The organism is Rhizobium atlanticum (assembly GCF_030182485.1).
Classification (GTDB): Bacteria; Pseudomonadota; Alphaproteobacteria; order Rhizobiales; family Rhizobiaceae; genus Rhizobium.
The window spans coordinates 38,746-58,102 of sequence record NZ_JAQJCJ010000027.1; the positions used below are offsets into that span (position 1 = coordinate 38,746).

Consider the following 19,357-nt stretch of genomic DNA (forward strand, 5'->3'; position numbering starts at 1 on the left):
TGGATCACGGCGCTCAGATGACGTTCGGCTTGTATCGCCCATATGTCACAGGCTGCGGTTTTTGAATGCGAGTGTAACCTCCGCCTGCCAAGATACATTCCGATACAAAAGCGCCGCCTCGGCAGGGCATCCGGCGGGCTATCGCCGTTTTCACCGCCGCCTCTGCGGAAAGGCAGTTTGTATTCTTTTGTATCGCGGGCACTCCAGCGCAATAGTTCGGTACATTTTCGCATCAAACCAGACACATCGGAGATACCTCCGCCAGGCTATCTCCCAGCCGTTGCTGGTTCAGGCGCATCGCCGTCCAGAGCCCGATCAATCGGTTTCAAAGGAAACGATGATGACACTTCTGATCATTGCCTATCTCGGAGGCGTGCTGACCATACTCAGCCCTTGCATCCTCCCTATCCTCCCCTTCGTCTTCACCCGCGCCGGCCAGCCTTTCGTCAAGAGCACACTGCCGATGCTGGCCGGCATGGCCGCCACTTTCGCGCTGGTCGCCACGCTTGCCGCCGTCGGCGGCAGCTGGGCCATCCGCGCCAATGAATATGGCCGCCTCGCTTCGATCGTCCTGCTCGGGCTCTTCGGAGTGAGCCTGCTGTCGCCGCGCTTCGCGAGCACGCTGGCCCGCCCGATCGTCGACCTCGGCAACAATCTTCTAAACGCCAGCGGTGGCGGACGCACTGCGCCGTCGGTCAGGAGCGCGCTCATCCTCGGCGTTGCCACCGGCCTGCTCTGGGCGCCCTGCGCCGGACCAATTCTCGGCCTTGTGCTGACCGGCGCGGCATTGCAGGGCGCCAACCTGCAGACAACCGCCCTCTTGATCGCTTATGCCGCCGGTGCTGCGACGTCGCTTGCCGTCGCCTTGCTGATCGGTGGTAAAATCTTCGCCGCGATGAAGCGCTCGCTCGGCGTTGGCGATCGAATCCGCCAAGCTGTCGGCGCTACCGTGTTGGCGGGCGTGGCGGTGATCGCGCTCGGTCTCGACACCAGCCTCTTGGCGCGCCTTTCCTATGCCAGCACCGTCTCGCTGGAACAGACCCTGCTGGACAGGCTGCATGCCAAGCCCGTCGCCGGCACGCCCTCTGAGGTGGGGAGCAGCGACACAATCATTCCCGCGGCGGCCGATGGAAGCAAGCCTTTCCACAGTGATCTGCCCGTCGAAGCTTACGCGCCTTCGCTCGACGGCGCGGTCGAATGGCTGAACTCGAAGCCTTTGACCACAGAGCAGTTGCGGGGCAAGGTGGTGCTCGTCGACTTCTGGACCTATTCCTGCATCAACTGCATTCGCACCATTCCTTATGTCAGAGCCTGGGCGGAAAAATATGCGGATCAGGGCCTGGTCGTCATCGGCGTGCACGCGCCGGAATTTGCCTTCGAAAAGAAGATCGACAACGTCAAGAAGGCTGTCGGCGACTTTCAGATCGGCTATCCCGTTGCGATCGACAATGACTACAAAATCTGGCGCGCCTTCGAGAACAGCTACTGGCCTGCCGCCTATCTGATCGATGCCAAAGGTCAGATCCGCTATCACCATTTCGGCGAAGGCAATTACGGCAGGACTGAAAAGGCCATCCAGGACCTGCTGCGCGAAGCGGGCAACCAGATGGTGGAAACGGCCACGGTTGCGCCCGATGCCAAGGGTGTGGAAGCGGGTCCCGACCTCGCCAACATCGGCTCCGGCGAGACCTATCTCGGCTACGCACAGGCCGAAAATTTCGTCTCTCCCGAAGGGCTGCAGGCCGATACGCCGCAGAACTACTCGATCGCCAAGCCCGGCATCAATGCATGGGGCCTGTCTGGCGCCTGGACCGTCGGTAAGGATCAGGCAACGCTCGACCAGCCGGGGGGCGGCATCGCCTATCGTTTCAGCGCCCGCGATCTGCACCTCGTGCTCGGAGCCGGCGCCGACGCCAAACCGGTCCGTTTCCAGGTGAGGCTCGATGGCAAGGCGCCCGGAGCCGATCATGGCTCCGACATCGACGCCGACGGCAATGGCACGGTCACCGCAACGCGGCTTTACCAGCTCGTTCGCGAGTCCGGCGCCGTCACCGCCCGCACCTTCGAAATCCGCTTCCTCGATCCGGGCGTCCAGGCTTACGCCTTCACCTTCGGCTGAACCCTAAGAATTTCAAATCCCGCCCTTCAACATCACCAAAAGGAGTGACCCCATGAACAAGCATCTGATTTTCATCGCAAGCCTTGCATTTGCCACCGCCGGAATCGCCTTTGCTGCCGAGGCTGCGGCGGTCAACAACATCGTGATCGTCCACGGCGCGCTGGCCGATGGCTCGGGATGGCGAAAAGCGACCGAGATCCTCGAAAAGCGCGGCTTCAACGTCACCGTCGTCCAGGAGCCCCTCACCTCGCTCGACGATGACGTGGCGGCAACGAAGCGGGTTCTCAACCTCCAGACGGGACCGGTCCTGCTCGTCGGCCACAGCTATGGCGGCATGGTAATCACTGAAGCTGGTCACGATCCACATGTCGCTGGCCTCGTCTATGTCGCAGCGTTCCAGCCCGACAAGGGGGAAAGCCTGCTGAGCCTCGCCAGCTCGAAGCCGGCCGGCAGTATGGATATCAAGGAAACTAAGGACGGCAAATATCTCTATCTCGATCCGGGCGCCTTCGCCGCGGCTTTCGCGGCCGATCTGCCGAAGGCCGAGGCCGATTTCCTGGCAAGATCGCAGGTCTTCGCCGCCAAGCAGGCCTTTTCGGCCAAAGTCGGACGGCCGGCATGGCGGACGAAGCCGAGCTGGTCGGTCGTCGCCACCGAGGATCGCTCCATCAATCCCGAGCTGGAGCGTGACATGGCCAAACGAGCCGGCAGCGACATCACCGAGATCAAGGGCAGCCACGCCGTCTTCGCATCCCAGCCGGAGAAAGTCGCCGACGTGATCGAAAACGCGGCTACGAAAGCTGGCCGATAGAGAGGGTAAGAAAAGGCCACTTCCCCTTCTCCCGGCGGGAGAAGAGGAGGTCAGCGCCCCTCCCTGACGCCAGGGAGGGGCGGATCAGCTACTGGTTGGCGGCGACCGGACGCACCAGCGGAGTGACGCGACGGATGGTGACGCGGCGGTTTTCCTGTTCGGGGCCTGGCGTGTTGACCTTCAAGTAACGTTCGCCGTAGCCCTGAGTCGCCATGTTTTCCGGCGGAATGCCATAGACGTCGGAGAGCACATTGGCGACCGATTCCGCCCGCTGGTCGGAGAGGACCAGGTTGCTCTGGTCGGAACCGACGGCATCCGTATGGCCCTCGATCAGGAAGGTCTCGCTCGGATCTTTCTTCAGCACCTGGCTGATCGCGTCGGCAACCTTGCGCAATGTGCGCGCCTGGGTCATCGGGATCTCGGCGCTGCCGGTCGCGAAGGTGATCGTATCGAGGTCGATGCGGCGCACCTTGTCGCGAATACGGGCAGAATACTTCACTTCGTCAAGCGAATAGACACGCTCCACCTGCTCGACGGGCGGCTCGCTGAGGAATTCGTAATAGTCCCGGTCAGGATCGCTGCTGGTGTCGATGATATAGTCGTTAAGCGGGACACGCAGCCGCATCGGCGGCAGATCAGCGCCCGGGTCATCGAAATAGCCGCGATCAGGATCCTCGTAGAGATCAGGTGAGTAGTAGAGCACGTATTCGCGCCCGCGGGAATCGACGCGCGACCGCTGGATGATGTCGCCGTAGCGGTTGCGAATGGTGACGATCCGATAGCCTTCCGGCCGGGTGATGATCTCGCGATAGCGATTGTCCGGGAGCTCTTCATAGATCGGCCGTTCACCGTCGCGCAGGAACCTCCTGTCGTCGTCGCTACGCACGATAACTTGATTGTTGTACTGGATGATCACCCGGTTATCATCCGTTTGATCCTCGATGCGCGCTCCCTCGGGACGGGCAAATTGCGGCCGGGTGTCGAGCCTCGTGCCCTTCTCGCTGGTGACCGCCTCGAGCTTGATCGCCGGCGCCGCAGCGGCGGCAGGAGCCTGAGCATCCGCATCCGAGGTCGGAACCTTCACCTCCTGGCTTTCGGCCCGCAGCTTGTCGCGGTCACGGCGACCTTCCCGCCCCTTGTTGCGATCGGCATCCTTGTCGCTGTCAAGCACGGCGGCACCGTTCTCGACTGGCAGCACGACGGTCTCGTTGCTCTTGGCCGGATCTGCGGCGATCTTTTTCCGGCGCTCCAGCTCTTCGGGAGAAACCTTTTCCGGTGCCGGAATGGCCTGCTCCACCTGCTGTCCGCCGCTGGCATTCGGCAGCGGCTGGGCCGTGTCGGTGGCGGGCGCAGCCGGCTGTTCGCCGGCGGGCTGTTTGGCGGCGGGTTGCTCAGCGGTGGGTTGCTCAGCGGTGGGTTGCTCAGCGGTGGGTTGCTCAGCGGTGGGCTGTTTGGCGGCAGGCTTGGCAGCCGTGCCATCCGTCGGTGCTTCGGCAGGCGCAGCTTCGGGAGCGGCCGCCTTGTCTTCGGCTGGCTTCACCGCCGGGGCTGCAGCCTCGCCCTTCTTCGGCTTCTTGGCTGGCGCTTCGGCAGCGGGTTTTGCCTCCGGCTCAACTGCAGGCTTGGCCTGTTCCTCGGTGGGCGTCACCGCCTCGGGAGCGGCGGTCTCGGTCTTAGCCTTGCCCTTATCTCGGCTCTGGGCCTTGTCCTGACCCTTCTTGCCGCCTTCCGGCTTGACCTCGGGCTGGGCCTGTTCGGTCTCCGGCTGGGCTTGCTTTGCCGCCGGCTGCTGTTCAGGGGCCGGCTGAGCCTCCGGCTCGGCCTGCTCAGTCTGCTGCTTCTTCGGCTTTCTCGGCTTTTCCTGCGTTACCGGCTGCTGTTCTTCCTGTTGCGGCTCGGCCTCCGGCTGAGCCGCCTGCTTGGCTTTCCGCTCCGGCTTGCTCTCGGCCTTCGGCGCGGGCTCCTCCTTCGGCGCTTCGGCCTTCGGCGGTTCCGGCTCCGCCTTGGGTTCGGGCGCAGGCGCCTCCTTGCGCTCGGCCTTCGGCTTCTCGGCAGGCGCCTCCTTCGGCTGCTCGGCGGCCGGCGCCTGTTCGGCCGGGGCTTCCCCCTTCTGCTTGCGCTTCTTCTTCAAGAGTTCCTCTTCGGAGGGCGCGTCCTGCGCCACTTCGAAGCTGCCCTGTTCGAGCTGCTGCACGGCCGCAGCCTCGGTCGTAGCGCCGCGCGCGGCCGCCACTGCCGATGCCGGCTGCAGCGCCAATGAGAGAGAAAGCAGCGGGAAAGCTGCGCTTGCAAACAATCTTGATTTCTTGCCCATCGGGTTTCCTCGATCCTGTTTGAGCTTCCTGAAGGCCGACAGGCCTCGGTTCGCCCTAGTTTCGCAATGAGGCGAAACGGCGAATTGGCAAAGTGCCAAACCGCCGATTTGTTCCGTTTCTAGGAATCAGCGGATTAACCTCCGGTGAATGTTGCAGTCTGCTTTCGTTCATCTCACCTGTTATTTGCACCGCACAATTTGTGGGAATTTCTGTTGCATTTCCGTGAAAAAAAGTCTGATTATCGCCGCAAGGCGGTGCCCGTCACCGTTGAACAGCAGCCGTCAGCCCAAGAGAAAAAAGCGCGATGGCTACCAACAGAGAGGATCCTCATGCATATCTCCAACCGTATCTTCGCGGCAGCCTCGATCGCGGCAATGTCGCTCTTTGCCGGTTCGGCCATGGCCGATGGCGAGAAATACGTGATCGGCACCGATTCGACCTATCCGCCCTTCGAATTCGTCGATGCCAGCGGCACCATCCAGGGCTTCGACATCGATATCGCCAAGGCGCTCTGTGCCGAGATGAAAGCGGAATGCTCCTTCGTCAGCACCGATTGGGACGGCATCATCCCGGCTCTGAACGCCAAGAAGTTTGATATGATCGTCTCCTCCATGTCGATCACGCCGGAGCGCCTGAAGCTCGTCGACTTCTCCAACAAGTACTACAACACGCCTCCGGCCATCGCCGTGCCGAAGGATTCCAAGATCACTGACGTTGCCGACCTCAAGGGCAAGGTGATCGGCGCACAGACTTCCACGACGCATGCCAACTACGCCGAGAAGCACCTCGCCGATACCGAGCTGAAGCTCTATCCCACCGCCGACGAATACAAGCTTGACGTTTCCAGCGGCCGTGTCGATGCCGTCATCGACGACGTCGTCGTTCTCTCCGAATGGGTCAAGTCCGACGCCGGCGCCTGCTGCAAGATCCTGACGACCCTGCCGGTCGACAAGGAAATCAACGGCGAAGGCGCAGGCATCGCCATCCGCAAGGGTGATCCGCTGAAGGAAAAGCTCAACACGGCGATCGCAGCGATCCGCGCCAACGGCGAATACAAGAAGATCCAGGACAAGTACTTCGATTTCGACGTTTACGGCGAATAAGAAATTCGGTATCTGGCCGATCAAGCGAATGGCGGAAGGCTTGCTCTTCCGCCATTTTTGTTTGACAAAGGTGGCAAGATCAAAACGGCAAAAGCCGTGAGGGGAATTCTCGCATGGGCGGATTGTTTTCCGCGCTTGGCTCCTTCTGGAGCTCACTTGTGCACATTTTCGATCCGCTATGCGGACCCGTCGGCATCTTCACCTGGTTGGGTCAGTCGACGATACTTGCCTGTGGCGATACTGGCTGGGGCGACGAGATCGCCCTTGGGCTGCAGGTCACCGTATCGGTGGCGATCGTCACCCTGCCCATCGGCCTCGTCATCGGTTTCCTCGTCGCGCTCGGCCAGCAGTCGGACGAAAAGTCCCTGAGGCTGGCGGCCGGTATCTATACGACGATCTTTCGCGGCCTGCCGGAGCTTCTGACGCTCTTCATCATCTATTACGGCATGCAGATGCTCATCCAGTCTCTCCTGGAGCTTGCCGGCTATGTCGGGCCGCCGATCGAAATCAATGCTTTCTTCGCCGGCGTCATCGCGCTGTCGGTCGTCTTTTCCGCCTATTGCTCGGAAGTACTGCTCTCGGCCTTTCGCGCCATTCCCAAGGGCCAATATGAGGCCGGAGACGCGCTGGGCCTGCATCGCGGCCGCACTCTGCGCCTCATCGTTCTGCCGCAGCTCATACGCATCGCGCTACCCGGCCTCACAAATCTCTGGATGGTGCTTCTGAAAGACACATCCTACGTCTCGATCATCAGCTTGGCCGACATCCTGCGCCAGACGAACGTTGCCGTGCGGGTGACCAAGGAACCCTTCTTTTTTTATGGCATCGCCTGCTGTCTCTATCTGGTGCTCGCCATCCTCTCCTCCTTCCTGCTCGCCTATGTCGATCGCTGGGCCAAGCGTTCGGAGGTCCGTCGATGAGCTACGCCGAAACATTGATCCCGCCGCAGCCCGCGCCGCGCCAGGTGGCGAAGCCGATGACAACGGCACGTCTTGCCGGCTGTATCTTCGTCGCATTTTGGGCCATGCTGGCCGCGCTGCTGATCTTCACCGTCATCAATGGCTGGGATATCGAGAAATTCACCCGCTATGGCCCCCGCTATCTGCACGGCCTCTGGGTGACGCTCAGTCTTGTAGCCATTTCGGTGGTTTGCGGCGCACTCCTGTCGCTGCCGCTTGCTATGGCGCGCTTGTCGAAAAACAAGCTGCTGAACTGGCTTTCCTATGCCTATATTTATTTCTTCCGCGGCACACCGCTGCTTGCCCAGCTCTTCCTGGTCTATTACGGCCTCGGCGTATTCCGCCCCCAGCTGGAAGGCGTCGGCCTCTGGTGGTTCTTCCGAGACGCGTGGTATTGCGGCCTGTTCGCCATGACCATCAATACCGCGGCCTACCAGGCGGAGATTCTGCGCGGCGCAATCGAAAGCGTACCGCACGGGCAGCGCGAAGCAGCGGCTGCCCTCGGAATCCATAGGAGCATCGCCTTCCGCAAGATCATCCTGCCGCAGGCCTTCATCGTGGCGCTTCGCCCCTACGGCAACGAGATCATCCTATTGATCAAAGGCTCGGCCGTGGTGGCCATCATCACAGTGCTCGATCTGATGGGCGAAACGCGCTACGCCTTCTCCCGCACCTTCGACTACCAGACCTATCTCTGGGCAGCGATCTTCTATCTCACCATCGTCGAGGCGCTGCGCCATCTCTGGGCCTGGATTGAGCGTCGCCTGACGCGGCATCTGAAACGGTAGGGCATAACGCCGAAAAGTATAATCGTTTCTGGGACAGCGATTGCTCAAACCGGCATGGCAGCACTCGCTTCGCCATGCTGCCAAGCACTTGAAAATAAAAAAGAATACTTCCTCGGCAACGTATCTGTTAAGCTTGCGTTAACCATTCGCATGTTTCCATTTCACCTAGCGCTAATAAAGCGCGAGTGGGAACGAGAAGAAGCTGAATACGATGCACAAGGACATGGAAAAGCAACTGCAGGGCTACGGTCTGACAACTGCCCAGATCCTCTACCGCCTGCCGGATCACCCTACGATCCTGCAGACTTACGTCTGGCAGGATTATGACCTCGCCCCTGATTTTCCCGAAATGCGCGGTTTCCTGAAGTTCTGGCAGGAAAAGCTCGACGGACCGCTGCATTCGGTTCGCTACGTCCACCGCAAGCTGATCTCGGCCACCGAGTGGCGGGCGCTGAAGGGCGAGTTCATCCTGCACTGATCTGAGCGCGTCAGACATGCGCTTCGCCGTGGCCGAATTCGCCTTCGTCACGGTCCGGGCGCAGCGCGAAGACGAGGATGCCGAGGTAGAAGACGACGACGCCGATGATGACGGCAAGGCCGGGAACCGGCCCGAGCACTGCGTTGTCGATGACATAGGTCCAAGACTGCGCCTGCAGCGCTGGCATGCCCTCCGTCTGTAGCTTCGGCGTCGTGATCTTCAGACACCATGCCAGAAACAGGATGAAATACATCCAGCCGTAATTACGCTTAAGCCGCCGGTGCATCGCCTCATGATAGCTGAGCAGAAAACGCGGCTTGCGCAGGCTGTTGGCGATGACCGTGGCCCATTCGCCCCGGGCCGCCGCGTCAGGCGCCAGGATCTGCGCGAAATAGTTTCGTTCGATTTGCCGGATTCGGGCACGGTAGATATCAAAGAAGCGGTAGCGCCGCGCCTCGATCATCAGAAGCAGCGTCACCAGCATGATACCGAACAACAGCACGCCGTGATGCGAGGTCGGCGTCGACAACGACACTGAAAGCAGTGCCGCCACCACGGTGATCGCCCAGTTGGACGTCCGGTCGATGCGGTCGCGCCAGCTCGTCATCCGCCCGAGCTCGCCGCGGTAATAGTGGCTAAGTGTATTGGTGATCTCGCCCGGCGTCGTGGGCAGCAGCAAGGGGCGCTCACCCTCTTCTTCCCTTGCCGGTCGCATCCTGTCTTGCTCCGCTTTCATGGCATTTCCTCCCGTCGTCTTCTTTTTGGCCATTCTGCGCCTGTTGCCGCGCCATTGCAAAACATCGAAAGCCGCCGTAGAGCCATGCCTGAAAACAGAAGGACATGGACCGCGATGGCAAAGAAGATCAACGAAGAAGCCCTTGCCGAGGCCTATAACCGCGCGCTGGCGCTGGAGAAATCCGGTGATGTCGACGCGGCGGTGGCGGCCTACGAGGACGTTTTGGCGATCGATCCCGAGGATCACGGCGGAGCCGCCGTGCGCATCGCCGCGATGGGCCGCGGCGAAATCCCGGTCAAGGCGCCTGACGCCTATGTCGAAACGCTGTTCGATCAGCATGCCGAGGTGTTCGAGGACGTACTCGTCGAGCAACTCGGCTATCACGTGCCGATGCTGGTGCGCCAGCGCCTGCAGGCATTGAAGCTCGGCCCGTTCAAGCGGCTGCTCGATCTCGGCTGCGGCACCGGTCTCACCGGCGGTGCGCTGCGCGACCTGTGCGAGGACATGACCGGCATCGACATATCGGAGAAGATGGTCGAGATCGCGCATGAAAAAGATCTTTACGAGACGCTATTCGTCGCCGAGGTCGAGGATTTCCTCGACGACAACGACGAGGAGGCGTTCGACCTCATCACCGCCACAGACGTGCTCCCCTATCTCGGCGCGCTCGAACCGCTCTTCTTCGGCGCCGCCGAAAACCTGATGCCGGGCGGCCTGTTCATCTTCTCCTCCGAAACCCTGCCCGAAGAGACGCTTGCCGGCCGCGCCTATATGGTCGGGCCGCATCAGCGCTTCGCCCATGCCGATGCCTATGTCAGGGAACGTCTGACGGCGACCGGTTTCGAACTCGTCGAGGTATCGGAGATCAACGTCCGCATGGAAGACGGTCAGCCGACACCGGGCCACCTGGTGATCGCTCGATACATCGGCTGAGGAAATAGTTGCACGACTAGCGAAGTATCTATTGCGCGGCGCTTTCGGACCTGATACTTAGTCGTTCGGTAAAGTTTTCTACCGGATAAGAAAGGTCGCCGCATGTCGCTCGTGCTCTATGGGCATCCGCTCGCCTCCTTCTGCCACAAGGTGCTGATCGCGCTTTATGAAAACACGACTCCGTTCGAAAATCGCCTCGTCGATCTGTCCGACGAGGCTTCGCGCGCCGATCTCTTCCGCTTCTGGCCAATCGGCAAGATGCCGCTGTTGAGGGACGAGGCGCGCGACAGCACCATTCCCGAAACCACGATCATCATCGAATATCTCGACCATTACTACCCCGGCCCCGTGCGCCTGCTGCCGCTGGAGATCGATCGGGCGCTGCAGGTCCGCCTCTGGGACCGCTTCTTCGACCAATATGTCCAGGTGCCGATGCAGACCCTCGTCAGCCATCGCCGGCGTCCAGAGGGCACGGCAGACGAAATAGAGATGGCCGCCTGCAAAGCGACGCTCACCACTGCCTATGCGATGATCGAAAAGCAGCTGGGCGAAAGCCCTTGGATAACAGGCGATGCCTTCACCATGGCTGATTGCGCTGCAGCCCCGGCCCTCTTCTATGCCGAGACGCTGGTCCCGTTCTCACAGGAGCAGCCGAAACTTGGCGCCTATTACAACAGGCTGCTGGCGCGCCCGTCCTTCGCCAGGGCGCTGGAAGAGGCCCGCCCTTATTTCAAGTTCTATCCCTATCAGGACAGGCTGCCCGCCCGCTTTCGGGATGCGGCGGAATGATCGAAAACCAGGCGAATCTCGACCGCATGTTCCACGCGCTTTCCGACCGCAGCCGCCGCGGGATGATCGACCGCCTCGGCCGCGGCCCGGCCTCGGTCACCGAACTGGCCGCACCGCTCGCCGTCGCCCTGCCGACGGTGATGAAACATCTGCAGGTGTTGGAGGAGAGCGGCCTCGTGCTGTCCGAAAAATCCGGCCGGGTGCGAACCTATCGCCTGCAGCAGGATGCGCTCGCCGCTATCGAGCGCTGGGTGGAACAGCGAAAGACCCGCTGGAACGCCGCCTTTGACAGGCTGGATCAATTTCTCGCCGATGAGCCGGAGACCCTCCCCGAATGACGACACGCTCTGCCGAACATACCACCTTCGTCATCGAGCGCCGCCTGAAGGCGCCCGTCGCCCGGGTCTTTCGCGCCTGGTCGACGCCGGAGTCGAAGCGGCAATGGTTTGCCTGCCACGGCGAATGGGTGCCGCTGGAATATGCGCTCGATTTCAGGCCGGGCGGCACAGAGAGGAACTATACCGCCGACACCGATGGGCTTCTGCACGCCTATGACGCCCACTACATCGATATCGTGCCGGATACCCGCATCATCTATGCCTATGAGATGAAGCTCGGCCAAACCCGCATCTCAGCCTCGCTCGTCACCGCCGCCTTCAACGTCGAACCCAGCGGCACCAGAATGGTCTTCACCGAGCAAGTGGTTTTCCTCGACGGCTACGCCGACAACGGCGCTCGCCTTCAGGGCACCGAGATCGGCCTCGACAATCTCGAGCTCTTTCTCGAACGCGAGGCAAGCCCAATTCACTAACGCGGCCGGATGACCCGTCACGCGCTTGATTTCTTCCGCGAGCCGGCCGCGCGCGCCGACGTATTCAGCGCTGCCGCGGCTCGAATGAGCGCCTTCAGCGCCTCCTCGTCGATCTCGTCGCCTTCATGAAAGTCGATGGCGCGCCGGGTGTTCCCGTCGAGGCTGGAGTTGAAAAGCCCGTTCGGATCCTCAAGCGAGACTCCTTTTGCGAAGGTAAGCTTGACCACGCTCTTATAGGTCTCACCGGTGCAGATGATGCCGGCGCGCTCCCACACCGGAACCCCTCGCCACTTCCATTCCTCGACCACCTCGGGTTCGGCCTGCTTGATGAGCGCGCGGACCCGCGCGAGCATGTCGCCGCGCCAATCCTTGAGCTCCTCGATCCTCGCATCAATCAGTTGAGAGGGAGAGGCTTGCCCGTTCCCTTCCTTGGAATCGGTCTTCTTCAAGGTTGCCGTCGCCTTCTTCATCTTTGTCGTTCTCCCGTCGCCGCGCATCAAAACCTCACATCCGTTCGCCGGGCAACCGGCTCGCCTGCTCTACCCAGGAGGCGACTTGCGCCTCGTCGAAGGGATCGTCCTTGCGGATATCGAGGTAACGCACCTCTTTCTGCTTGGACTCGCCCGGCGGCAGAGGATGCAGCGACGCGCCCTTGAAGAAGGCCACCTTGACATAGCTGGCGTAGCAATGGACGCCGAGGAACCAACCCTGCCCTTCCATGCCGTAAAAGGGCGAGTTCCACTTGACCGCCTTGCAGACGCCGGGCACGGTTCTGGTGATCAGCGCATCGAGGCGACGCCCGATCTCACTTTTCCAGTCCGGCATGGCGGCGATGTAGGCTTGCACGGGCGCATCGCCACAATCCTTGGGGATTTGCGGGTTGCCGCCCGACAGAAGCTTCGGCGCCGCCCCCGCCGGTTTAGCGGTCTTTTTCGTGATCTTCTCCGCGCCTTTCGACGTTCTGCCCGCCATAGATTTCCTCCTAACCGCCGATGCCTCCCACCTCGCGCCGTGCCGCGGTATAGGGCAGTACGACAAGGTGAGACCGGTAACGAGAAGCAGCCCGAGCGGCAGCAGCGCCAAGAGCCCAATCCAGACCGCCGACTCCTCCTGCACCATGGCGATGATATTGGCGATGGCGACCAGCGTAAAGGCAATGGACAGCCAACGGTGGACCTGCCGAAACCAGTTGTTCAAGTTCAATGAAGCCTCCTCGAAATCAGCCCGACGGCCCGCCCGCTCGGCGATGGATCAGTCAATCCGCGCCAACACCTGCTCCAGTTTGTCGAAGAATTGCGGCCACCCGCTCCTGGCGCCGCCATAGGCCTGCCGCTGATCCGCCCGGAAACCCGACTGCTCCATGCGCAGATGCGTACCCGCGCCCGTGGACGTGAGCGTCCAGGTCACGACGGTTTCGAGGCCATAGGCGCCCCAGCTGTAAGCGAGGGTCTTGTGGGGCTCGACTTCCAGAACGCGGCAGTCGACCGCACCCCAATCGGCGTTGAAGTTAAAGCGATGGTCGACGACCGGCTTGAAGTCGCTTTTCATCAACCACTCCTGGATCAGATGCGGCTGGGTCAGCGCCCGCCAGATCTTTTCCGCCGGAAAAGGCATCTCCCGCTCGATGACAACGGAACGTGTTTCGGTCGATATGTCTGTCATTGATCCATCCTCTTCAACAAATCTTCGAGGGCATTGAAGCGGCTTTGCCAGAAGCCGGCCATCTCGCTCGTCCAGTCGACGAGCGGCGCAAGCGCGCCGAGCTGCGCGCTATAATGCGTCTGCCGCCCCTCATGACGGTCGCGCACCAGGCCGGCTTTCTTCAGCAGCCCGAGATGTTTCGAAACGACCGGCTGCGAGACCCCGGCCTGCGCCGTCAACGCTCCGACCGTCTTCTCCCCTTCCCGGCACAGCCGCTCGAAAAGCGCGCGCCGGGTAGGATCCGCAAGCGTCCTGAAAAGCACGTCCTGAACGTTCGACATGACGACCCATACCTATTGAGCTATGAATAAACCTATAGCCACTGAGATATACGTATGTCAAGCGACGATAGAAAGCGACAAATGGATTGGAAAAACCTGGGGCCAGCCCGCGAGCATACAACAATCGAAAAGCCACGAACACATCCGGCATAGCCCATCGGCTATGCATAATTGCGACTCGCCAGCCTGAAGGGCAACCGACATGCGGAAAAACGCCGGAAGCCGCTGACGGCTTCCGGCGATACATGCTCTGCATCTTTTTGAATTCAGGAGCCTGAGACGACTTTGAGGTTGCCGCCATGGCTGCCGCCGGCGAATATCTGCTTGCGGCCGAATTCATTGTTGAATGCCAGACGCTGCTGCTCGCGAGTAATGCCGAGCTCGGGGAAGAGCAGCTCGGCCACACGATAGGCCTCTTCGAGATGCGGGTAGCCGGAGCCGATCACTGTGTCGATGCCAAGTTCCTGATATTCGCGCAGGCGGGCAGCCACCGTCTTCGGAGAGCCGACAAGCGCGGTGCCTGCGCCGGCGCGCACCAAGCCGACGCCGGCCCATAGGTTCGGCGAGACCTCAAGCTTGTCGCGGCGGCCGCCGTGAAGAGCGGCCATACGCTTCTGTCCGACTGAATCGGATTCGTGGACAAAGCGCTCCTGCGCCTCGCGGATCGTTTCGTCGTCGAGATGACGGATCAGCCGCTCGGCCGCCTCCCATGCCTCCTCGTCCGTTTCCCGCACGATGAAATGCAGGCGGATGCCGAAGGTCACCTCGCGGCCACGATCAGCAGCCGCCTGGCGCACCTTGGTGACCTTCTCGGCCACCTGCGCCGGCGGTTCGCCCCAGGTCAGGTACTTGTCGACGCGGCCGACCGAGAAATCGATGCCGGCATCCGACGAGCCGCCGAAATAAAGCGGCGGGCGCGGGTTCTGCACCGAGGGAAAGCCGAGGCGCGCATTGGTCGCCTTGATGTATTTGCCGTCGAAGCTCGCCGTCCCCTTGTCCAGCAGCTCTTCGAACACAGTAAAGAACTCCTCGGCATGGGCGTAGCGCTCGTCATGCTCGAGATGGATGCCGTCGCCGGCAAGCTCCGCCGGGCTGCCGCCCACGACGATGTTGAGCAGCAGGCGGCCGTTGGAAATGCGGTCGAGCGTTGTCGCAAGACGCGCATAATAGGCAGGCGATGCCGTGCCCGGGCGGATCGCCACCAGGAACTGCAACTTCTCGGTCTTTGCCGCCAGTGCGGCTGCCGTCACAAAGGATTCCTCGCACGCAACCCCGGTCGGCAACAGCACGCCAGAATAGCCCAGCCGGTCTACGGCCTGCGCGATCTGGGTGAGATAGCCGATCTCCGGCGCCCGGTTGAGGTCGGAAGAGCCGAGATAAGTGCCGTCGCCCGATGTAGGGATGAACCAGAGAAAATTGATGGGATCAGAGGTGGCGGTCATGAAAACGGTCCTTTACTGCGAAATTCGAAGATCGGCTCGCGCGGTGAGCCTGGCATGGCTGCACACCGCCGCCATGCGAATGCTCGGAAGGGCCGCGGTGGCGGTGCGAAAATGGTCCGGGCGCCTGTCTACGCTTGAGCATTTGAATGTCCTGTCGGTCGACGGCGGTTATCACGCTCCGTTCCAGAGCTGGCCCCCAATTCGCACAAATACTGACATACACTACAGATTATATCGATAATACGAGTTTGCCATTGTTGCGCCGTTCGCGGAATATTTTTTCGCGTTTGACGTGGTGAGGGCTCTTCCCATGCCGCCTTCGGTAAACTCGCCCGGAATCGCGATCAGGCGGAGTTCCTTACGCTCTGCCTCGCTACTTCTCTCGACGTTCGGCAGCCAATTGCTCGCGAATGAAGGCGGGACCGCCGGCAAGACGTTTCGCAAGCAGGCTCGCCGGATCGACCATGCGCCAATATGGCGTCACTGTCGAAAGCGGTTCGCCGTTCTCCAGCGCGCCGAAGGATAATTCGGCGATCGCACGCAAATGCCGCTGCACCGTCACCGGACAGCAGGCATCCGCTCCGTACTGGGCCGCGAGCAGCCGGCGCAGGACGCCGGCCTCAGTAAGAACACCTTCAGGCGCCAATCGAATCTGATCTTCGATCATCTGCCGCGACGGAATAAGCATCGCCTGGGTGCCGCTGCGGCCCTTGCGACGTGGCTCGATCGTCGGAACTTCGTTCATGTCACCCCTCGGGAAACGTTATTCGTCGTTCCCATCTAGGGCTCGGCTGAATGGCGACCAGCCTCATATGCGCCAACCGGAAGGAAGTCCGTCTTCACGGCTTTTCTGCTTGCGCCATTTCGGTTAATCCTCAAGGCCTCTCACTCAGGATAAGGATAGGACATATGGCTAAAGTCGCGTTCATCGGTCTCGGCGTCATGGGCTTCCCCATGGCCGGTCATTTGAAAACGAAGGGCGGCCACGATGTCACCGTCTACAATCGCACAGCCGAGAAAGCCGCTGCCTGGGGCGAGAAATTCTCCGGCAAATCCGCGCCCACACCGGCAGAGGCTGCGGCTGGCGCCGACTTCGTCTTCGTTTGCGTCGGCAATGACGACGATCTCCGTTCGGTGACCTCGGGTGAGAACGGCGCTCTGCACGGCATGAAGCCGGGTTCCGTGCTGATCGATAATACCACCGCCAGCGCCGAAGTCGCCCGCGAGCTTTATGCCGCGGCAAAGGAAAAGGGTGTGGATTTCATCGACGCTCCAGTCTCCGGCGGCCAGGCCGGCGCCGAAAACGGAGTGCTAACCGTCATGTGCGGCGGCGATGAAGCCATCTTCGAGAGAGCCCGGCCGGTGATCGACGCCTATGCGCGCATGGTCGGCCTCATGGGGCCGGCCGGTTCCGGACAGCTTACCAAGATGGTCAACCAGATCTGCATCGCCGGCCTCGTCCAGGGGCTTTCTGAAGCGCTGCACTTCGGCAAGCGCGCCGGCCTCGATATTGAAAAGGTCGTCGAGGTAATCTCGAAAGGCGCGGCCGGCTCCTGGCAGATGGAAAACCGCCACAAGACCATGAATGCCGGCAAATATGATTTCGGCTTCGCAGTCGACTGGATGCGGAAAGATCTTGGCATCGTGCTCGCCGAAGCGCGCAGCAACGGCGCCAAGCTGCCGGTCACCGCCCTCGTCGACCAGTTCTACGGCGACGTGCAGGCAATGGGCGGCAATCGCTGGGACACCTCCTCGCTGCTCGCCCGGCTTGAGAAATGATCGGTCCCTCCTCCGATCCGGCTGAACTGATCGCGCATCTCGAAACGCTGCGCTCGGAGGAGAATGCCGCCGGAATGGCGCGATTCGGTATCGTCACCGACCGCGCCCTCGGAATTTCCAATCCTGATATCAGGGCAGTCGCCAGATTGGCGAAGAGGAATCACCTCAGGGCAATGCAGCTCTGGCGAAGCAATATCCGCGAGGCTCGGCTGCTCGCTCTCTATACTGCCGAGCCGAAGCGGCTGACGCCAGAAGAGGCAAGAAACTGGGCTCATGATTTCGACTCCTGGGAAATTGTCGACTGCGCCGCCGGTCTCTTCGTCGAGGCGGGCCTGGACGAGCTCATTCCGGAATTCGCTGCCGAAGAGCGCGAATTTGTCCGTCGCGCCGCTTTTGCGATGATCGCTGGCGCCGCCGTCCATCGAAAGGGCGAGACCGATATGGCCATCCTTTCCTGGCTGCCGCTGATCGAGGTGCATTCCGGCGATTCCCGCAACTTCGTTCGCAAGGCGGTCAATTGGGCATTGCGCAGCATCGGCAAACGCAATCGCGCCTGCCATGGGCCGGCGCTGGGGTTGGCGAAGCTGCTGGCTGAACGTCCGGATAAAACCGCCCGCTGGATCGGCAGGGATGCTGTCAGGGAGCTGAGCGGTGAAAAGCTGTTGGCGCGGCTGAAATAGCGCGATGCGTCCAAGGCTGAGGATTTCGCCTCGTCGTCAATGGGGCCTGGATTTTTCCACCAGAAAGTCGATTAAGACTCTTACCGCCGGCGGCATGCCCTTGGCCGTCGTGAAGACGATATAAAACTGGCCCTCTTCCGACTGTCATTCCGGCAGCACCCGCACAAGCCTGCCGGCCTGCAGATCCGCCTCGCAGGCACTTTCGAGCAGAAGCCCGAAGCCGAGGCCGGCGCGGGCTGCATCGAGAATGGCGGTCATGCTGCGGCAGGTTAGCCTCGGCTGATGCCGGACTACCCGTTTGTCGTCATTCGGACCGATGAGTTCCCAAGTATGGAACGACACCAACGGGGTCATCGCCAGCGTCGGAAGATCGGCGAGCTCGTCGACGCAATTTAAACCGCCGATGCGTTCGAATGAGCGACGGACTTGCGACCAGGAATCGCCGCGCCCTGTCGAGCTTGCGCATCGTCAGGCTCGTCCGTATCTCCGGCTCGTTGGTCGCCCTCACCTCAAGATCGATCCGTTCGTTGATGAGGTCGGCGCGGCGGTCGGAGCCGATAATCTGCAGCTTGATCTTCGGATATCGTTCGAGGAATTCAGGCAATATGCCTCCGACGGAAATGTCGACCAGACCAAGCGGGCAGCCCATCCGCACCACACCCAGAAGATCGGATTGGGCCTCGGTGACGATCGATTTGGCGCGATCGGCCTCCTGCAGAATGGTCTGGCATCTTTCCTAAAAAGCTTGACCGATCTCTGTCACCCGGAAGTGACGGGTCGAACGCTCTATCAGCCGCGGGCCAAGCCCGTCCCTCGAGGCGACTGACCCGCCTACCCAATTTTGAGCGCGGTATTTTCAGATTGCGACTGGCAGAAGCAAAACCATCACTGGAAACGACGGCTGCAAATTAAAAATAGTCGTTGAGATCATCCATGCGAACAAGCCGAGAGTATGAATGAATGCCGCCCCGAAAGGGTTGTATCTCTCTCCAGCAAAGCTGTAATCACATTGTCGGCATTGGATTCTTCTTTCCACGAACCGTCGCGGCAAAGCCAACCAATGCCCAATGTCAACCTAAACTCTGTTGAGAATAAGAATGGCCTCAATTAAGGCCTGCAGGATGCCGACGTGCGATACACAATATGCCGGTTCGGCTTACCTGGATAGTGCTCGGAAATGCAGCCACAAGAGCGCGTGTCAAAAACACTGCAAGGACGGTCCGGCAGGGAAGACCGGACCCGTCCCCGTAGCTGGAGGTCACTCGGATCAGAAACTGATTTGAAGCGTCCCCGGCCCGAAGACCGGGGACACTCACCTATTGGATTAGAACGAGCGCTGCAGGCGGAAGTAGCCCGTCGTGGAGTCGTCAGCGTCTTCCGGATCGAGGTACTGAACCGAAGCCTTGGCGTAGAAGTTGTCAACGATCTGGTAATCAACCGTCAGACCGACCTTCCAGGCATCACCGTCGCTGAAGTCGTCGCCAGCAACGTAGTAGTCGCCGTAGTACTGGACGCCAGGAGTGATCTTGAGCTTGTCGGTTGCCTTGATAGCGTATTCGGCAGCGACAGCCCATTCAGCTGCGGAGTAGTAGGAGTTCGGGCCGGAAGAGTACACGGCTGCGAGGCCGAGCG

At 61.0% G+C, this 19,357-nt stretch carries 21 protein-coding genes and 1 pseudogene; 12 read left to right on the forward strand and 10 right to left on the reverse strand.

What is annotated here, in order from left to right:
* Positions 1-340 precede the first annotated feature (340 nt).
* A complete protein-coding gene (locus tag PH551_RS28800; protein WP_285196054.1) occupies positions 341-2,119 on the forward strand; it encodes a cytochrome c biogenesis protein DipZ in 1,779 nt (592 codons plus the stop codon).
* A 52-nt stretch (positions 2,120-2,171) separates the two neighbouring features.
* The gene (locus PH551_RS28805) at positions 2,172-2,930 is read left to right on the forward strand and encodes an alpha/beta hydrolase (RefSeq protein WP_285196055.1); all 759 of its coding nucleotides are present in this window, start codon (positions 2,172-2,174) and stop codon (positions 2,928-2,930) included.
* A gap of 88 nt (positions 2,931-3,018) precedes the next feature.
* Here PH551_RS28805 and PH551_RS28810 read toward each other — a convergent pair whose 3' ends face one another.
* Positions 3,019-5,244, reverse strand: coding sequence for an OmpA family protein (locus PH551_RS28810; RefSeq protein ID WP_285196056.1), 2,226 nt, complete (start codon positions 5,242-5,244; stop codon positions 3,019-3,021).
* Positions 5,245-5,574: 330 nt separating this feature from the next.
* On the opposite strand from PH551_RS28810, the gene PH551_RS28815 reads away from it, so the two are divergent.
* The 4 genes from PH551_RS28815 to PH551_RS28830 all read left to right on the forward strand — a co-directional run bounded on the left by PH551_RS28815 (position 5,575) and on the right by PH551_RS28830 (position 8,573).
* Positions 5,575-6,348 (forward strand): transporter substrate-binding domain-containing protein, encoded by a 774-nt coding sequence (locus PH551_RS28815; RefSeq protein WP_285196057.1) that lies wholly within the window; start codon positions 5,575-5,577, stop codon positions 6,346-6,348.
* A gap of 113 nt (positions 6,349-6,461) precedes the next feature.
* Positions 6,462-7,268, forward strand: coding sequence for an ABC transporter permease (locus PH551_RS28820; RefSeq protein ID WP_085778418.1), 807 nt, complete (start codon positions 6,462-6,464; stop codon positions 7,266-7,268).
* Positions 7,265-8,095, forward strand: coding sequence for an ABC transporter permease (locus tag PH551_RS28825; RefSeq protein WP_285196058.1), 831 nt, complete (start codon positions 7,265-7,267; stop codon positions 8,093-8,095). Before PH551_RS28820 ends, PH551_RS28825 begins: the two co-directional genes overlap by 4 nt.
* Before the next feature lie 211 nt (positions 8,096-8,306).
* The gene (locus PH551_RS28830) at positions 8,307-8,573 is read left to right on the forward strand and encodes an usg protein (RefSeq protein ID WP_085778420.1); all 267 of its coding nucleotides are present in this window, start codon (positions 8,307-8,309) and stop codon (positions 8,571-8,573) included.
* Positions 8,574-8,583: 10 nt separating this feature from the next.
* Here PH551_RS28830 and PH551_RS28835 read toward each other — a convergent pair whose 3' ends face one another.
* Entirely contained in the window at positions 8,584-9,309 is a 726-nt protein-coding gene (locus PH551_RS28835; protein WP_097601458.1) for a DUF2270 domain-containing protein, read from the reverse strand.
* A gap of 114 nt (positions 9,310-9,423) precedes the next feature.
* Between PH551_RS28835 and PH551_RS28840 the strand changes: the two genes are divergently transcribed.
* The 4 genes from PH551_RS28840 to PH551_RS28855 all read left to right on the forward strand — a co-directional run bounded on the left by PH551_RS28840 (position 9,424) and on the right by PH551_RS28855 (position 11,842).
* Positions 9,424-10,242, forward strand: coding sequence for a class I SAM-dependent methyltransferase (locus PH551_RS28840; protein WP_285196059.1), 819 nt, complete (start codon positions 9,424-9,426; stop codon positions 10,240-10,242).
* A 102-nt stretch (positions 10,243-10,344) separates the two neighbouring features.
* Entirely contained in the window at positions 10,345-11,031 is a 687-nt protein-coding gene (locus tag PH551_RS28845) for a glutathione S-transferase family protein (RefSeq protein ID WP_085778423.1), read from the forward strand.
* Entirely contained in the window at positions 11,028-11,369 is a 342-nt protein-coding gene (locus PH551_RS28850) for an ArsR/SmtB family transcription factor (protein ID WP_285196060.1), read from the forward strand. The genes PH551_RS28845 and PH551_RS28850 overlap by 4 nt, the downstream gene beginning before the upstream one ends.
* Positions 11,366-11,842, forward strand: coding sequence for an SRPBCC family protein (locus PH551_RS28855; protein ID WP_285196061.1), 477 nt, complete (start codon positions 11,366-11,368; stop codon positions 11,840-11,842). Before PH551_RS28850 ends, PH551_RS28855 begins: the two co-directional genes overlap by 4 nt.
* Positions 11,843-11,859: 17 nt before the next feature.
* Here PH551_RS28855 and PH551_RS28860 read toward each other — a convergent pair whose 3' ends face one another.
* From PH551_RS28860 to PH551_RS28885, 6 genes are all read right to left on the reverse strand, one after another.
* A complete protein-coding gene (locus PH551_RS28860) occupies positions 11,860-12,312 on the reverse strand; it encodes a DUF1801 domain-containing protein (protein ID WP_285196062.1) in 453 nt (150 codons plus the stop codon).
* 34 nt (positions 12,313-12,346) lie between these two features.
* On the reverse strand, positions 12,347-12,814 hold the full coding sequence (locus PH551_RS28865; protein ID WP_285196071.1) for a DUF1801 domain-containing protein: 468 nt from the start codon (positions 12,812-12,814) through the stop codon (positions 12,347-12,349).
* Between the two features lie 279 nt (positions 12,815-13,093).
* Entirely contained in the window at positions 13,094-13,504 is a 411-nt protein-coding gene (locus tag PH551_RS28870) for an SRPBCC family protein (RefSeq protein WP_097601451.1), read from the reverse strand.
* Positions 13,501-13,824: an ArsR/SmtB family transcription factor gene (locus PH551_RS28875; RefSeq protein WP_285196063.1), complete on the reverse strand. Its 324-nt coding sequence runs from the start codon at positions 13,822-13,824 to the stop codon at positions 13,501-13,503. Before PH551_RS28875 ends, PH551_RS28870 begins: the two co-directional genes overlap by 4 nt.
* A 266-nt stretch (positions 13,825-14,090) precedes the next feature.
* Positions 14,091-15,266: an FMNH2-dependent alkanesulfonate monooxygenase gene (gene ssuD, locus PH551_RS28880; RefSeq protein WP_285196064.1), complete on the reverse strand. Its 1,176-nt coding sequence runs from the start codon at positions 15,264-15,266 to the stop codon at positions 14,091-14,093.
* Between the two features lie 373 nt (positions 15,267-15,639).
* Entirely contained in the window at positions 15,640-16,011 is a 372-nt protein-coding gene (locus PH551_RS28885) for a hypothetical protein (RefSeq protein WP_285196066.1), read from the reverse strand.
* A 164-nt stretch (positions 16,012-16,175) separates the two neighbouring features.
* On the opposite strand from PH551_RS28885, the gene PH551_RS28890 reads away from it, so the two are divergent.
* Together PH551_RS28890 and PH551_RS28895 are read left to right on the forward strand one after the other, a co-directional pair.
* On the forward strand, positions 16,176-17,045 hold the full coding sequence (locus tag PH551_RS28890; protein WP_285196067.1) for an NAD(P)-dependent oxidoreductase: 870 nt from the start codon (positions 16,176-16,178) through the stop codon (positions 17,043-17,045).
* Complete coding sequence (locus PH551_RS28895) at positions 17,042-17,725, forward strand: DNA alkylation repair protein (protein WP_285196068.1); 684 nt, start codon at positions 17,042-17,044, stop codon at positions 17,723-17,725. Before PH551_RS28890 ends, PH551_RS28895 begins: the two co-directional genes overlap by 4 nt.
* A gap of 36 nt (positions 17,726-17,761) precedes the next feature.
* Here PH551_RS28895 and PH551_RS28900 read toward each other — a convergent pair.
* Both PH551_RS28900 and PH551_RS28905 read right to left on the reverse strand, forming a co-directional pair.
* A pseudogene (locus tag PH551_RS28900) lies at positions 17,762-18,660 on the reverse strand (LysR substrate-binding domain-containing protein).
* Between the two features lie 389 nt (positions 18,661-19,049).
* The coding region (locus PH551_RS28905) for a porin (RefSeq protein ID WP_285196069.1) at positions 19,050-19,357 on the reverse strand (308 nt) is incomplete at its 5' end.

Coding starts and splice junctions, on each gene's coding strand:
- PH551_RS28825 (WP_285196058.1), top strand. CDS start 7,265: ATGAGCTACGCCGAAACATTGATCCCGCCGCAGCCCGCGCCGCGCCAG.
- PH551_RS28835 (WP_097601458.1), bottom strand. CDS start 9,309: ATGAAAGCGGAGCAAGACAGGATGCGACCGGCAAGGGAAGAAGAGGGT.
- PH551_RS28860 (WP_285196062.1), bottom strand. CDS start 12,312: ATGAAGAAGGCGACGGCAACCTTGAAGAAGACCGATTCCAAGGAAGGG.
- PH551_RS28870 (WP_097601451.1), bottom strand. CDS start 13,504: ATGACAGACATATCGACCGAAACACGTTCCGTTGTCATCGAGCGGGAG.
- PH551_RS28850 (WP_285196060.1), top strand. CDS start 11,028: ATGATCGAAAACCAGGCGAATCTCGACCGCATGTTCCACGCGCTTTCC.
- PH551_RS28875 (WP_285196063.1), bottom strand. CDS start 13,824: ATGTCGAACGTTCAGGACGTGCTTTTCAGGACGCTTGCGGATCCTACC.
- PH551_RS28800 (WP_285196054.1), top strand. CDS start 341: ATGACACTTCTGATCATTGCCTATCTCGGAGGCGTGCTGACCATACTC.
- PH551_RS28885 (WP_285196066.1), bottom strand. CDS start 16,011: ATGAACGAAGTTCCGACGATCGAGCCACGTCGCAAGGGCCGCAGCGGC.
- PH551_RS28840 (WP_285196059.1), top strand. CDS start 9,424: ATGGCAAAGAAGATCAACGAAGAAGCCCTTGCCGAGGCCTATAACCGC.
- PH551_RS28845 (WP_085778423.1), top strand. CDS start 10,345: ATGTCGCTCGTGCTCTATGGGCATCCGCTCGCCTCCTTCTGCCACAAG.
- ssuD (WP_285196064.1), bottom strand. CDS start 15,266: ATGACCGCCACCTCTGATCCCATCAATTTTCTCTGGTTCATCCCTACA.
- PH551_RS28810 (WP_285196056.1), bottom strand. CDS start 5,244: ATGGGCAAGAAATCAAGATTGTTTGCAAGCGCAGCTTTCCCGCTGCTT.
- PH551_RS28830 (WP_085778420.1), top strand. CDS start 8,307: ATGCACAAGGACATGGAAAAGCAACTGCAGGGCTACGGTCTGACAACT.
- PH551_RS28895 (WP_285196068.1), top strand. CDS start 17,042: ATGATCGGTCCCTCCTCCGATCCGGCTGAACTGATCGCGCATCTCGAA.
- PH551_RS28890 (WP_285196067.1), top strand. CDS start 16,176: ATGGCTAAAGTCGCGTTCATCGGTCTCGGCGTCATGGGCTTCCCCATG.
- PH551_RS28805 (WP_285196055.1), top strand. CDS start 2,172: ATGAACAAGCATCTGATTTTCATCGCAAGCCTTGCATTTGCCACCGCC.
- PH551_RS28820 (WP_085778418.1), top strand. CDS start 6,462: ATGGGCGGATTGTTTTCCGCGCTTGGCTCCTTCTGGAGCTCACTTGTG.
- PH551_RS28855 (WP_285196061.1), top strand. CDS start 11,366: ATGACGACACGCTCTGCCGAACATACCACCTTCGTCATCGAGCGCCGC.
- PH551_RS28865 (WP_285196071.1), bottom strand. CDS start 12,814: ATGGCGGGCAGAACGTCGAAAGGCGCGGAGAAGATCACGAAAAAGACC.
- PH551_RS28815 (WP_285196057.1), top strand. CDS start 5,575: ATGCATATCTCCAACCGTATCTTCGCGGCAGCCTCGATCGCGGCAATG.